This window comes from Luteolibacter luteus (genome assembly GCF_012913485.1).
In the GTDB taxonomy this organism is placed as follows: domain Bacteria; phylum Verrucomicrobiota; class Verrucomicrobiia; order Verrucomicrobiales; family Akkermansiaceae; genus Haloferula; species Haloferula lutea.
Genome location: NZ_CP051774.1, coordinates 687,698 through 700,832 on the forward strand (window position 1 = coordinate 687,698; position 13,135 = coordinate 700,832).

At 61.5% G+C, this 13,135-nt stretch carries 8 protein-coding genes; 4 read left to right on the forward strand and 4 right to left on the reverse strand.

Translation table 11 applies throughout. The features are described 5' to 3' along the window. Positions 1 to 21 precede the first annotated feature (21 nt). On the reverse strand, positions 22 to 738 hold the full coding sequence (locus HHL09_RS02690; RefSeq protein ID WP_169452952.1) for a hypothetical protein: 717 nt from the start codon (positions 736 to 738) through the stop codon (positions 22 to 24). 342 nt (positions 739 to 1,080) lie between these two features. On the opposite strand from HHL09_RS02690, the gene HHL09_RS02695 reads away from it, so the two are divergent. Further along, a complete protein-coding gene (locus HHL09_RS02695; RefSeq protein ID WP_169452953.1) occupies positions 1,081 to 1,644 on the forward strand; it encodes an SMI1/KNR4 family protein in 564 nt (187 codons plus the stop codon). Between the two features lie 8 nt (positions 1,645 to 1,652). On the opposite strand, the gene HHL09_RS02700 is transcribed toward HHL09_RS02695, so the two are convergent. Continuing rightward, positions 1,653 to 3,653 (reverse strand): ATP-dependent helicase, encoded by a 2,001-nt coding sequence (locus tag HHL09_RS02700; protein WP_169452954.1) that lies wholly within the window; start codon positions 3,651 to 3,653, stop codon positions 1,653 to 1,655. 231 nt (positions 3,654 to 3,884) lie between these two features. On the opposite strand from HHL09_RS02700, the gene HHL09_RS02705 reads away from it, so the two are divergent. After that, a complete protein-coding gene (locus tag HHL09_RS02705) occupies positions 3,885 to 4,688 on the forward strand; it encodes a glycoside hydrolase family 16 protein (RefSeq protein WP_169452955.1) in 804 nt (267 codons plus the stop codon). Between the two features lie 12 nt (positions 4,689 to 4,700). On the opposite strand, the gene HHL09_RS02710 is transcribed toward HHL09_RS02705, so the two are convergent. Further along, entirely contained in the window at positions 4,701 to 5,096 is a 396-nt protein-coding gene (locus HHL09_RS02710; RefSeq protein ID WP_169452956.1) for a winged helix-turn-helix transcriptional regulator, read from the reverse strand. Positions 5,097 to 5,245: 149 nt separating this feature from the next. Here HHL09_RS02710 and HHL09_RS02715 point away from each other — a divergent pair, with 149 nt between their 5' ends. Continuing rightward, positions 5,246 to 6,100 carry an SDR family oxidoreductase gene (locus HHL09_RS02715; protein ID WP_169452957.1) on the forward strand — a complete coding sequence of 285 codons (855 nt, stop codon included), beginning with the start codon at positions 5,246 to 5,248 and terminating at the stop codon, positions 6,098 to 6,100. A 323-nt stretch (positions 6,101 to 6,423) separates the two neighbouring features. Here HHL09_RS02715 and HHL09_RS02720 read toward each other — a convergent pair whose 3' ends face one another. Then, a complete protein-coding gene (locus tag HHL09_RS02720; RefSeq protein ID WP_169452958.1) occupies positions 6,424 to 10,662 on the reverse strand; it encodes a PVC-type heme-binding CxxCH protein in 4,239 nt (1,412 codons plus the stop codon). A gap of 211 nt (positions 10,663 to 10,873) precedes the next feature. On the opposite strand from HHL09_RS02720, the gene HHL09_RS02725 reads away from it, so the two are divergent. Further along, positions 10,874 to 13,108 (forward strand): tetratricopeptide repeat protein, encoded by a 2,235-nt coding sequence (locus HHL09_RS02725; protein ID WP_169452959.1) that lies wholly within the window; start codon positions 10,874 to 10,876, stop codon positions 13,106 to 13,108. Positions 13,109 to 13,135 lie beyond the last annotated feature (27 nt).

Below are 13,135 nucleotides of genomic sequence, written 5' to 3' on the forward strand. Positions count from 1 at the left end.
CCTCGTGTTGTTCTGTTAGAGTTACTGGCCGGCCAGGAAGACCACCTCACCACTCGGATCATAGCCGGTGAAAGGAGGAGTCTGGGTCGTGCCACCCGTGCGGTTGATCTTGTAGCCCACGGGCGTGACGTTGTTCCGGAGCACGGCCTGATTCGTTACCGTGAGGCTGCCGGTGAGCTGCGGCGCGGTGAGGCTGTATTCCGCCACCACGTAGAAGAAACCATTCGGATTTCTGTTAGGGATCGCGGAGTCCTGCGAACCGGCCAGATGGAAAACGAGGGTCACTTCAGGATAGCCGAATTTTTTCGTGCAATCCCAGGTCTCGCCGTAGAGGCGGACGGGACCCGTGGTAGAGCCGGGACGATCACCCGTCACTTCGAGCCGACGTGGATAGAACTGCGCCCAGTTCACCTGCAGCTTCACGCTGGAGTAAATATTGGTCCGGTCTCCGAGACCGCCGATCCACCAACCCTTGCGAAAACGCTTCAGCGTGTCCGCCGGGTCAGGAAAGGCACCATCGCATTGATCGCCCAAGGTGAGCGATCCGGCGACGCCGAAGATCTTGTAGCCATAGGGACGACCCGCATAGCTGCCAACGCCCATGCCATGGGAATCGAGCAGAATGGGTGACGACAAATGCGGAGCCCAGCAATAGACTTGCGCACCGGTGCCTGCCTTCACGGCAGTAAGGGTCAGGAGCAGTGCAAGCACTACCCTGAGAAGGGGTGGGATGGACATGGGGTGGGGTGGGTGGCCGTTATCCGAAAAACGCTGCCGTGAAATGGGGGTGACCAGCGCTTCCGGATGAAGGGTGAGTAACTTCAGCCGCCCGCAGAATATCACGCGCCCTTAAGGACTCCATTACGCGAGTGCGTAGGTGCCCTTCAGAAGCCCCTGTTTTTCAGGCTGATGCAAGCGACACCATCCCTACCCTGCCCGTACCCATGGCATCCCAAAATCGGACATTACACCCTGATTGTTAGGCTTTACCCAATTTCAGAAATCCAAAACAATTTGTTTTAATCGGGCTCCGCTACGCCAATCCCTTGCCCGAAAGAAAATCGCGAATTTCACTGCGGCGTGTCCGTTTCCGACATCATTCGCTACGTTGAGACCCACGATCGGGGCCTCTATCGCATCTTCGCCCAACAAGGTTCCGAGCCTTCGCCAGCCGAGATCTCGGCATTCGAAAGCGAGATCGGCTTTGCCTTGCCGGATGAGTTCCGGGAACTCGCCATTCACCCCTTGGGCGGACTCTACATCTCAGCCTCGGAAGAGGTCTGGCCTGAGCCGGAGCCCTATAGCGTCGGACCGATGTGGTCCTTCCTCAGGGGCCTGTTAGTTTACAGCCTCTCCTCCGCGGCACCGGATTGGCTGCACATGCGCTCGGCATGGCAAGAGATGAAAAACGCAGGTGCTGGCGACCTGGTCCCCTTTCTGAAGATCCTCGGTGATGCCGATCCCTACTGCTTCACGCCTGAAGGGAAGATCGTGATCTGGCGTCACGAAGATCCGGAGAATCCGGAAGCCGTGGACATGAGCTTCTCCGAAGCCGTCATGCACGAAATCCGCGCGCTTGAAGAACGCACACAGCGGAAGATCCGCGGCGAGGACCAGCAAGCACCCGAAGGCCTCACCTCCTGAATCCGGCCTCAGCCGTTCAGGAAATCCTTCAAGCCGCCGAAGAAGTCCCCCAGCTCTTCATCATCCACCTCGGCGCCCATCACGTCGTCGTAGCTGGTATGGATGAGATACTCGTCATCCAGCTCCATCAGGAAGCTGCTGGGCTGGCAGGCATGCTGCTGGCCCCACTTCATGCGGACCGTGCAGTAGGTCAGCGCCAGCTTCTGCTGCGCGCGGGTAATGCCGACGTAGAGCAGGCGGCGTTCTTCGTCCTTCGTGCCTTCGGTTACACTGCGCTGGTGCGGTAGCACGCCTTCTTCCAGGCCGACAAGGAACACGATCGGGAACTCCAGCCCCTTCGACGCGTGAAGCGTGATCAGCGTCGCACCGGATTTTTTCTCAAGGTCATCTTCCTCCCGGTCGGAGGCCAGCGCGCTGTCATCGAGGAATTTCCGCAAGCTCTTGCCACGCTCGTGCGCCTTGGCCAGCTCCTTCAGCACCTCGCCGAGCCCTTCGTTCCGCTGGGTCTTTTCTTGGTCCGTCTTGCAACCCCGCTCCAGCCACGGGAGATACTCGATCTCGTCGAGGAACTCCTTCAGGACATGGTTCGGCGGCATGACCTTGGCATCCACCTTCAGCTTCGCGGTGAGGACCTGGGAGGTGAATGTCTCGATTGAATTTCGGACCTTCGTCGAGAGCTGCGAAAGGAAGTTCTCATCGGTCAAGGCACGCCAGACGCTGGCCCCGATCTCACGGCTGTAATCCGTGGCCAGCATCGCCGTCGCTTGGCCGATCCCGCGCGGTGGTGAATTCAACACGCGCAGCAGCGGCACATCCGCCTCCGGATCATCGAGCAGAGCGATGTAAGCCAGCGCATCCTTTACCTCACGGCGATCGTAGAAGCTCTGCGCACCGACCATGCGGTACGGGATCTTCCGCTCGCGCAGTGCCTCCTCCAGCTTGCGGCTCTGCTTGTTGGTGCGGAAAAGCACCGCGAAATCTTCCCACGGCCGATTGCCGCGCGCCTTGTCCACCAGGATTTCCTCGGTGATGTAGACTGCCTCCTCTTCATCGCCCGGCATGCCGACCACCTTTACCGGCTCCCCGCCCATGATGGTCGACTTGAGCGACTTTTCCCGGCGTCCGACGTTCCGGCGGATCAGGCTGTTCGCGGTATGCAGGATCGCATGGGAAGAACGGTAGTTCTCCTCCAGCAGGATAACCTTTGGATTCGGGAAGAAGCGCTCGAACTCCAGGATGTTCGCACTTTCCGCACCGCGGAAGCCGTAGATCGATTGGTCGTCATCGCCCACCACGCAGACGTGATACGGCGGCCCTACGAGTTGCTGGAGCAGACGCATCTGCAGGCCGTTGGTGTCCTGGAACTCATCGACCGTAACCCGCTTGTAAACGCTGCGGAAGTAGTCTCGCACGTCGTGATGCTCGCGCAGCAGCAGCTCGGCGAGCACCAGCAGGTCATCGAAGTCCACCGCGTTCTGCGCGCGCAGCTCGTTCTGATACGCCACGGCGAGAGAGGAGAAAAAGTCATCCTCCATGTCCTCCAGCGCGATGCTGCGGTTCTTTGCCCGCGAGATCTCGGCCAGCACGGCTTCCGCCTTCACCTTTTCATCCGTGCCGCCCATCCGGACGATGAGCTGCTTCATGATGCCCACCTGGTCGCTCTGCGTGCAGATGGAGAAATTCTTCTTATAGCCCAGCTTGTGGATACCGCCGCGCAGCAAGCGCACGCAGAGCGAGTGGAAGGTGCAGACGGTCATCGCCTCCGCCTTCTTCTTCGAGACCATGCCGCCGATACGCTCGCGCATTTCGGAGGCGGCCTTGTTGGTGAAGGTCACCGCCAGGATATTCTCGGGCGGGATCCCCACCTCCAGCATGTTCGAGATGCGGCAGGTCACCGTGCGCGTTTTCCCGGTTCCTGCCCCGGCCAGAATCAAGACCGGGCCATCCAAGGAGGCCACGGCATCCCGTTGGGCCTTGTTGAGAGAATCGAAAGAGAAACCACCTGCCATCGCGCGGCGCGGATGGAAGCCGGAACCGGGCCGGAAGGCAATCCCGCTCCATCCAACAGATGGGAAATCGCGCCCGGCCCTGATTTCACTTGCCTTGGCTCCCCCTCGCGACCGCTCGGGCTGCCGTGGCGCGGGCATCGTTTCCTGCCACACAATCCCGGCCCCCTGACACCATTGCGCATTGAAAAGAGAACGATAAACCCGCCTCTCTCGCGACGTTTCCCAGCACCCATGATCCGCGCCTCCCTACTCGCCCTCGCCTGTTTCTCCACACTCTCCCCCGCCCAGGAAGCCCCCGCAGGCTGGAAGCTCGTCTGGTCCGACGAGTTTGATGGCAAGGAGATCGATTTCTCCAAATGGGACGTGGAAGAGAACGGCCACGGTGGCGGCAATGGCGAGATGCAATATTACGCCGACCGCCCGGAAAACATCCGCGTCGAGAACGGCAAGCTGGTGATCGAGGCAAAGAAGGAGAAGTTCAATTCCGCCGGCGTCGAGAAGGACTACAGCTCCGGCCGCATGCGCACCAAGCGCCGCGCCAGCTGGACCTACGGTCGCTTTGAGATCCGGGCCAAGCTCCCGACCGGCCGTGGCATCTGGCCCGCCATCTGGATGCTCCCTGAAAACAGCCCCTACGGCGGGTGGGCAGCCAGCGGGGAAATCGACATCATGGAGATGGTCGGCCACGAGCCGAACAGGGTCCACGGCACCCTCCATCATGGGGCCAACTGGCCACAGAACGTCCACACCGGTGCTCCCTACACCTTGGAAAAGGGCAGCTTCGCCGATGACTTTCATGTCTTCGCCATCGAGTGGGAGAAGGGCGAGATCCGCTGGTATGTGGATGGCAAGCTTTACCAGACCCAGAACAAGTGGAGCAGCACGGGAGGCCCCTTCCCCGCGCCCTTCGACAAGCCCTTCCACATGGTCCTGAATGTCGCGGTCGGCGGTGGCTGGCCCGGCCCGCCGGATGACAAGACGGTCTTCCCGCAGAAGATGGAAGTGGACTGGGTACGGGTGTATCAGAAGCCCTGAGGCTCCCCTCGATCATAGCGGAGCGGCTGCCGGCGGCGGGACATAGGCCTCCCGCGCCTTCAGGACCTTCGCGTGGTTCTCGTTCGCCCAGAGCAGCAGCGGCTCGACTCTCTCCAGCAGTGAAGTCCCCAGTGCGGTTAGCGTGTATTCGACCTTCGGAGGGACGGTGGGATAGGCATGTCGTGAAAGGTAGCCGTCCCTCTCCAGCGAGCGCAGGGTCTGGGAAAGCATGCGCTGGGAGATATCGCCGATCGCCCGCTTGAGCTCCGTGAAGCGCAAGGTGCCCGCCGAAAGATAGGCAAGCACTAGCAAGCTCCAGCGGTCACCGATGCAATCGAGCACATCACGCATCGGGCAGTTCTTGTCATAGCCGATGCCCGTCTGGGCGGGCGAAAGGGAAAGCTTCATGGCATGCGGCGGTGCTATGGTTACTCCGGTGTTACCGGGTGAGAAAAAGAACCCCTCTTGCGGGGCGACAAAGCTCACGGTATCGAATCGGAACCAAGAATCAAATCCATACCGGATTTGATCAGGAAACCAACTACCGACACCCTCAAATGATTGCCATCACCGGTGCCACCGGCCAGCTCGGCCGCCTTGTCCTTGCCCAGCTTCTGAAAACCGTTCCCGCAGACCAATTGGTCGCGGTCGTTCGGGATTCCTCCAAAGCCGCGAATTTCGCGGAACGTGGCGTTTCCGTCCGGGTGGCCGCCTATGGAGACCGCGCGGCTCTCGCAAAGGCCTTCGAGGGAGTGGAGCGCGTCTTGCTCATCTCTTCGAACGAACTCGGCCAGCGAGTCGCCCAGCACGTCAGCGCGATCGAAGCCGCCAAGGACGCAGGCGTGAAGCAGCTCGCCTACACCAGCGTCCTCCGCGCCGATACCTCCACGCTCAGCGTGGCGAAGGAGCACTTGGAGACCGAGCAGGCGCTCATTGCCTCAGGGCTACCCTACGTCTTGCTCCGGAACGGCTGGTATACCGAGAACTACCTCCGCTCTCTCCCCGGCGTTCTCGCGAATGGCGCCCTTGTTGGATGCGCAGGCTCGGGACGCATCGCCTCCGCTGCCTGCCAGGACTATGCGGAAGCGGCAGCCGTCGTCCTCACCGCACCACTCGAATCCGGCCGCATCTACGAGTTGGCCGGAGACGACGCCTTCAGCCTCGCCGATCTCGCCGCCGAGATCTCGCGCCAGACAGGCAAGCAGATCCCCTATCAGGATCTATCGGAGCCCGCCTATGTCGAATTGCTGCTCAAGGTCGGCATGCCCCAAGTCTATGCCGAGTTGATCGCCGATAGCGACCGCGGAGCCGCCGCTGGCGATCTCTTCGACGATAGCCGCACGCTTTCCACCCTCATTGACCGTCCGACCACGCCGATTGCGGAGACGATCAAAATGGCCCTCGCAAGGTGAAGAGAGCACGGAGCCATTCCCTCTCGTGAAAAGTCCGTGCAGGCGAAAGGCGGTCTGTCGCTACCGAATTTGATCCACTAGACCTTCGCGAAATCAAATGAAGAGATCTGTGGTCGGCCCTTCTTGCATTGTGGTTGGCACACTGTGTCTCATGGCAGGTCTCGCAACGGCACCGATGTCTTGTTCTGGTCGCATGGCGAACCTATCCGATTTTTTGATCTAAGTCGGGCCGAACATCCTCACGATGTTCGGCCTCGTCGCCCTTCCATTCGGATTCGTATTCCACTTTTGGCGTGGAGGCAAAAAGCGCCGCTAGCTCCCTCTCACCACGTCGGCAAGAAGGTCCCTGCAGATGCCTCGAAGCGGAAGTCCTTCCCGCCCGGCTGGATCCTTACGACGATCTTGTGGATGCCCGCCGAGAGGCTGACCTTCCCCTCCCTCACCGGCTTGCCATCGATCCAGATTCCATCAGGCGCTGTGCCCTGCGGGAAGCTGACTACAAGCTCTCCCGGCGTGGAAAGCTGGATGCGGGAGGCCGCCAGGAAATCCGAGGAATTCCCGCCGTAGGTCGCCAGATCCGCCGCCAGCAAGCGGCCGTTCACGGTACCATTCACGACCACCCACGGAAGGCCTGCATCACCCGCAATCGCGGCGGCCGAAGGCTCGCCCTGCAGAGGCATCACGGCCCAAACCCGAGGCGCGCGGCTCTTCGTCGCATCGAAGTCACCGGGCTTCCCGAGTTGGGAAAGGAACTTGAAGAGGTCAGCCTGTTCCTGCTCTTTCAGGTTCGCGATCAAGCCCGCAGGCATCAGGCTCCCGGTGTCGGTCTTCTTAAGCACCGCTTCGTCAGGGAGCGTGACCTCCTGGCCGGCAGCATCGGCCAGCACCAGACTGCCTCCGCCGCTGCGAAGGATTTTGCCGATCAGGGTGCGCCCGTCTTTCGTCTCCACGATCACGGAGTGATAGCCTTCCTTCACCTTGGCACCCGGCAGCAGCACCGATTCCACAAGGTAATCCATCGGCGCGCTCGCACCGATCGAGGTCATATCAGGTCCGACCTTCCCCCCTGCCCCGCCAATCGCGTGGCAGGACGCACAAGCCAGCATCGCCTGGCGATAGATGGTTTCGCCACGTACGGCGTTGCCTTGGGCTGCGGCCAGCTCGGCAAGCTTGTGGATGGATTCCGCGGTGGGTCCCGTCATCGGTGCGACACCTGCCTGCTTTCGCAGCACGGAGAGCAAACCTGCATTCTCATCAATGTCCGGTACCGCCTTCGCCAGCATGCCTGCGACTTCCGGAGCAAGCGGCTGGGCCTCGAAGGACTTCGTGAGATCTGCACCGAGCCGGCTGATCGGCTGGGTCTTCTGCCAGAGGTCCTTGGCCTCAACCTCATCCTTCATCACGGGAAGGATACTGCGGATCGCCGTGATCGACGCTTCACGATGCTGACGTGACAGCGCCACGGCAGCACGCGACCTGAGATCAAAGGGCGCATCACTGGCGACCACTCCTTCCAGGGCCTGGCGCACCGAAGGATCCGGGAAATAAGAAAGGCTCTCGATCGCCGCAATGCGGGTTGGAGCGACCACGGCGGTATCCGCTGCAATCTTCGCAGCCGCCGGGGAAAGCTCCGCAAGCCGGAGTGCTCCCGCCATCCGCAAGGCGGCCGCGGCAAGCGTAGGCTCGGATGATCCAAACAAGCCCGACAACTTCTCCAAGCTCCCGGCTTTCGCATTCATCTCGAATTTCCGTCCGGAAATCCCCGCTGCAAGCTGGCCGAGGATATTGCCTCCGATCACCGGGTCGAAGCCCTGATCCAGCACCTGCTGATAGAAGGCCTCGAGGAGCGCGGGGTCACCAGTCTCCATCGCGAGATTGAACCACGGACCCGAGGCATCGCGCGGCAGCGGCTTCGGCATCAAGCTGGCCAGACCTCCGCTGCCCTTGCCCTTTCCTTGATTCGAAAGCGCAAACTCAAGGGCCGATTCCCGGCCGGAAAGCGGCAGCTTGCCGGTGACGACACCATCCAGCCACTCCTTGCCATGCTCCCGGAAATTCAGCCACAGCGCATACTGGCTGAAGCGGTCCATCGGTTGCGACAGCACGCGGAAGGCGAGATCCATCGGCTCGGCACCAGGCAGCTTCGTGATCACTCGCAACGCCTCGACACGAACGCGCGGGTTCGTGTCCAGCACGGCAGCTTCGATCAATTTCAGAGCCTTGCCATCATCCAAAAGATCGAGCCAATCGCCTGCCACGCGCACCGCAGCAGCGCGGACCTTGGGATCGCCATCGACGAGCACCTTCTCCAACAGGGAAAGATCCGGGCGGTGCAGACCTTGGCTCAACCACAGTGCGGCCAGACGGGTGCGACCATCCTTCGCTGAGGCCTTCCAGCGATTGATCGCCTGCTCCAATCCAGGGGTCATCTTCCCGTCCACCAGCAAGGCCATCGCCTGCTCGCGTTCGTGGCGTTGGTCGCTGGTCAGCAAGCCCAACAGCTCCGTCGGCTCCAAGGCCGCGAGATCGCGTTTCGGCGTCAGTGCAGCGCCCTTGCGCTGAACGCGCCAAATGCGGCCGTGCTCGCGGTCGCGACGCGGATCACGGAAATCGACCTCGCCATGGTTGATGATCGGGTTTGACCAGTCCGCGATATACAGCGCGCCGTCGGGCCCGGTCTTCACGTCAATCGGTCGGAAATTCACATCCTCAGTGCGCAGCAGGTCCCCTGCTTCCTGGGCGGCAAAGCCCGCGCCATCTTCGGAAATCGTGAAACGCACCACACGATGCGCGCGGAAATCGCAGGTGATCATGTTCCCCTGCCACTCCGCCGGGAAATTCGAGGAACCGATGATCTCCAGCCCGCAGAACTTCGGATAGGAACCGGGGCTGATGCTACCGAGCACCTTCTCCGCATTCGCATAGGTGAAATACATCGCACCCGGTAGACCCCAGTTGATCCCGCCGCCGCCCGCGCCATCCGTGACGAAGGACTGGCCGTAGCTGTCGAACTGATGCCCCCACGGATTGCACCACCCGTAGAAGACCGTCTCGATCTTCTCCTGCCGCGGATCAAAGCGCATGATGCCGCCGCTCTTCAGACGCATCAGGCCATTCGGCGTCTCCGTGTCGGTGCGCGTGTAAATGCTCTGGTTCATCCACAGCTTGCCATCCGGACCGCGGCGCAGGGTGTGGAGATTGTGGTGGGTATCTTCGGTGCCGAAGCCGCTCAGGACGCGGCGCTTCGTGTCCGCCTTGCCGTCGCCATCGGTATCGGTGAAGTGCAGAAGGTCCGTGCTCTGGCCGACATAGCAGCCGCCATCGCCCGGCAGCACCGCCGTGGGCATCAGCATGCCTTCGGCAAAAACCGTGGACTTGTCCGCCTTGCCGTCGCCATCGGTGTCATCCAGCACCAGGATCTTGTCGTCCGCCGTCTGGCCCACTTCCACCTGCGGATAGGTCTCCGAGCTCGCCACCCAGAGGCGGCCCTGCTCATCGAAGTTCATCTGGGTCGGCTTGTGCAGCAGCGGATTTTCCGCCCATAGCGTCACCTCGTAGCCGTCGGCCACGGTGAAGGAAGGATGCGGCTGCGGGGTGTTCGCTGCCACCTGTGATTCGGTGCGTGCCGGCGGCTCGGGAACAATCTCGCCCTTGGAAAGATCCCGCATCTTCGCGATCCGCTGCTCTTCCGCTTCCACGAGTTTGTCGAAGGCCTCGATCTCTCCGGCATTCCTCCCCTGCTCCGCTTTCCGGAAGCCAAAGATGTAAGCCATGTTCGCCGGGCGGGAGCGGTGGAAGAACCATTCGTTCTTCTTCAGGATCGCCTTGCGCAGGGCCTCTGCAGGCTTGCCTTCGTTCCACTTGCCGGTGCCCCAGCCGAGCTGGCTTTCGATCTGTCGCGCGGCGTGGCGGTAGCCCGCACCATTCAGATGGATCCCGTTGTCGGAAAGCCCCGGGGTCTTGGCGAGGGCATCGAGAGACACAAAAGGAAGGCCCCGCTTTTCGGCGATGTCTTGGAGCACCCGGTTGATCGCGGCGAGAGCTTCACGGTGGTTGCGCACTTCGGGAGAGTCGGCTTTTTCTCCCTCACGCAGGAAACGCGGCGGCGCCCCGATCACGACGACACGCAGCTTCGGCATGCTCGCTGCATGATCGAGCAGCTTCTCAAAGCTCATTCGGAACTCGTCCGCGGACATCCCGCCGGGAAGAGACGCCGCCATGCCGTAGCCGGTAAGCAGCACGCTGGGCTTGTAGATCGCGAGTTGCTGCTGCAGTTGCCGCCAGCCCTCTCCTTCCGGCTCGAGCCCCGCCTGCAGCAGGCTCAATCCGCAGCGGGAATCGCCATTCGGTGTATCCGCACTCCAGCCGAGGTTGCGGAAGCTCACGTTCCGGTCCGCGAAGCGGGTGGTGGCAGCGAGCTCGATCCATCCTTCATACTGCTCTCGCTCGCTGAAGGCATCCCCCAGAAAAGCCACCCGATCTCCATCCTGGAGTTCGAATTTGAGCTGGGCATGAAGGGTCGAAATGCAGGGAAGCCAAAGAAGCGGCAGCAGGCGGTGCATGGTGGATGATGTCGCTAACACGGGCGCCTACCCGGAGAGAACTATGATTTATACTAGCCCGCCCTTACTTTGCGCACTGGTGAAAATTTTGCGCAACCATGCAAAAAGCCACAATTCCCGTCGGGAGCCCTCCGTGGACGCCCCTAACACCTTGCGCAGCCTCGCATTTCCCCTTGCGGCGGCTAGGGCGCTTCCCTAGTTTCCGCGCCCTATGCCTCGGAGCCTCTTCCGTTTGACCGGTCGTGCCAGCCTGCTTGCGTGCGCTTGCAGCATTGCGCTCTCATCGGTTTCGGCCCCCGGCCAGCAGCGGGAGATCCCCTTGGCCCCGCCGCGGGATGGGAAAGCGGTTCCGAATTTCGACCCCTCTGACGTCTATTTCGAAGGCTGGCTCCGCTACAAGGATGCCCAAAAGCTGGAGCAAGAGAAAAAGGCGGTCGAAGCGCTCGAAAAATATACCCAGGCCCAAAAGCTCTTCGACAGCATCGCCACCTATTTCCCCACGTGGAAGCGCGACATGGTTGGCAACCGCCGCGCCATTGTCATTGAGGACATCGGTCGTGTCGGTCCGCTGGCCCTGAAGGAGGACGAGAAAAAAGCCCGCGCCGTGGCCGAGCTCGAAGGAGGTGCGAAGGTCGGCGTGGTGGAGACCACCCAGCCGAAGCCGATCCTGCCCCAGATCCCTGCAGCGCCGATCAAGCCGATGGCGGACGTGGACACCATCGAGTCCCGCCGCATCGCCGAGCTCGAGGACAAGGTGAAGAATCTGGAATCGGAACTCTCCGCAAAGCCCCCGGCAGAGAACGACGCCCAGCGCGAACGGAGCCGCGCCAACGACATTTCCCGACAACGCGACATCGCCCGCGCGGAGCTCAAGCAGGCCCATGACGAGTTGGCAAAGCTGCGCGAGAAATTCGCCGCCGCGCCGATGCAGGAAGAGCTGCAGAAGCTCACCGGACAGATCGAGTCGCTTCAGCGGGACAAGGCAGCCATGGGCCGCGCCCTTGGCGAAAGCCAGAAGGAAACCCGCACCGCCCAAGGACAGATCGAAGCGCTCCAGACCGAGCGCGCGCGCCTCGCCCAGCAGGCCGCCGATCTGAAGCAAAATCTCGAAATCGAACGCGAAGCCACCGGCAAGGTCATCGCCGGCCAGCAGAAGCAACTTCAGAAATACCAGGAAGAGCTGCGCGAGGCCGACGCGAAATATGCGATTTCACAGCAACGCATCGCTTCGCTCGAAAATCAGCTCACCGAGGTCAAGGGGTCCTTCGACGAGTTGCAGCAGCGCTATGACGGGCTGACCCAGGAGCGCAACCAGCTCCGCGAGCTTCTCAAGCTGAACGAAGGCAGCCAGGTCCAGACCCTGATCGACCAGAACATGGGACTGGCCAAGCAACTGCGTGAGGCCAGCGAAAACGTGGACCGCCTCAACCGCGAGGTAAACGCCAATCAGGACGAACTCCTCACCGCCATGCGTGACTTCGCGTTGGCGAAGGCCGCCATTAACGCCTACAAGCACGAGAAGACCGCGCAGGACAAGCGCATCGCCGATCTCGAAGCCCGCCTTCAGTCGGAAGACAAGAACCTTGCCGGCGGCAACAGCGGCGCGACCACCGAGGAAACCGAGATGCTCCGCAGCCTCGTCAAGAAGCAGCTCAGGATTCAGGAGCGCCAGCGTGAGGGCGTGCAGCTCCTCCTCGACGCCGCGGGAGACAACGCGAAGGAAGACGAAAAGTACAAGCAGGCGCTCAACCTTCTCAACCAAGCGGAGATGCCTCTCAGTGCCGACGAGATGAAGCTGGTCCAAGGCCACCGCGTGGACGACACCTTCATTTCTCCCTCCGCCAAGACACAGAGCGAAGTCGACGCAAACGTGGCCCGCCTGGAGCAGGAAAACATCCCCTACACCGATGCCGCAAAGCGCGCCTATCTGGCCGATCGCTTCGATTCCTCGCGCGAGCTTTTCGAGCTCATCCTCGAGCGGAATCCCGGCGACACCGAGACCCGTTGCAAGCTCGGCAACGTCCAGATGCGCCTGAAGGACCTGCCCGGTGCCTCGGATACTTTCCGTCGCGCCTCCGAGCTCAGCGTGAACAACCCGTATGCCCATCGCATGCTCGGTTACTCCCTCTTGGAAATGGGTGAGCCCGGACAAGCCATCGAGCCGCTCAAGAAGAGCATCGAACTCTCGCCCACAAATGCCCTCGGCCACGTGATGCTCGGCCGCGCCTACTTCGAAACCGGCAACGAAGATCGCGCCGAGGAGGAGCTGAAGTCCGCCATCGAGTTCGACGACACCGCCCACGACGCCTACTACAATCTCGCCTACCTCTACGCAAAGCAGGGCAAGAAGAAGCTGGGGCTGGAATACTACCAGAATGCGATCCAACGCGGCGCTGACTTCGATATGGAACTGGAGAAGAGCCTCGGCACCTCTTCAGCCCAGTGACAAATTAGTCTTTTTCTTGAGTGTTCC

What these genes read in the sequence shown, in the direction of transcription:
- HHL09_RS02690 (WP_169452952.1), bottom strand. Translation starts at nt 738, where the DNA reads ATGTCCATCCCACCCCTTCTCAGGGTAGTGCTTGCACTGCTCCTGACC.
- HHL09_RS02700 (WP_169452954.1), bottom strand. Translation starts at nt 3,653, where the DNA reads ATGGCAGGTGGTTTCTCTTTCGATTCTCTCAACAAGGCCCAACGGGAT.
- HHL09_RS02705 (WP_169452955.1), top strand. Translation starts at nt 3,885, where the DNA reads ATGATCCGCGCCTCCCTACTCGCCCTCGCCTGTTTCTCCACACTCTCC.
- HHL09_RS02710 (WP_169452956.1), bottom strand. Translation starts at nt 5,096, where the DNA reads ATGAAGCTTTCCCTTTCGCCCGCCCAGACGGGCATCGGCTATGACAAG.
- HHL09_RS02715 (WP_169452957.1), top strand. Translation starts at nt 5,246, where the DNA reads ATGATTGCCATCACCGGTGCCACCGGCCAGCTCGGCCGCCTTGTCCTT.
- HHL09_RS02720 (WP_169452958.1), bottom strand. Translation starts at nt 10,662, where the DNA reads ATGCACCGCCTGCTGCCGCTTCTTTGGCTTCCCTGCATTTCGACCCTT.
- HHL09_RS02725 (WP_169452959.1), top strand. Translation starts at nt 10,874, where the DNA reads ATGCCTCGGAGCCTCTTCCGTTTGACCGGTCGTGCCAGCCTGCTTGCG.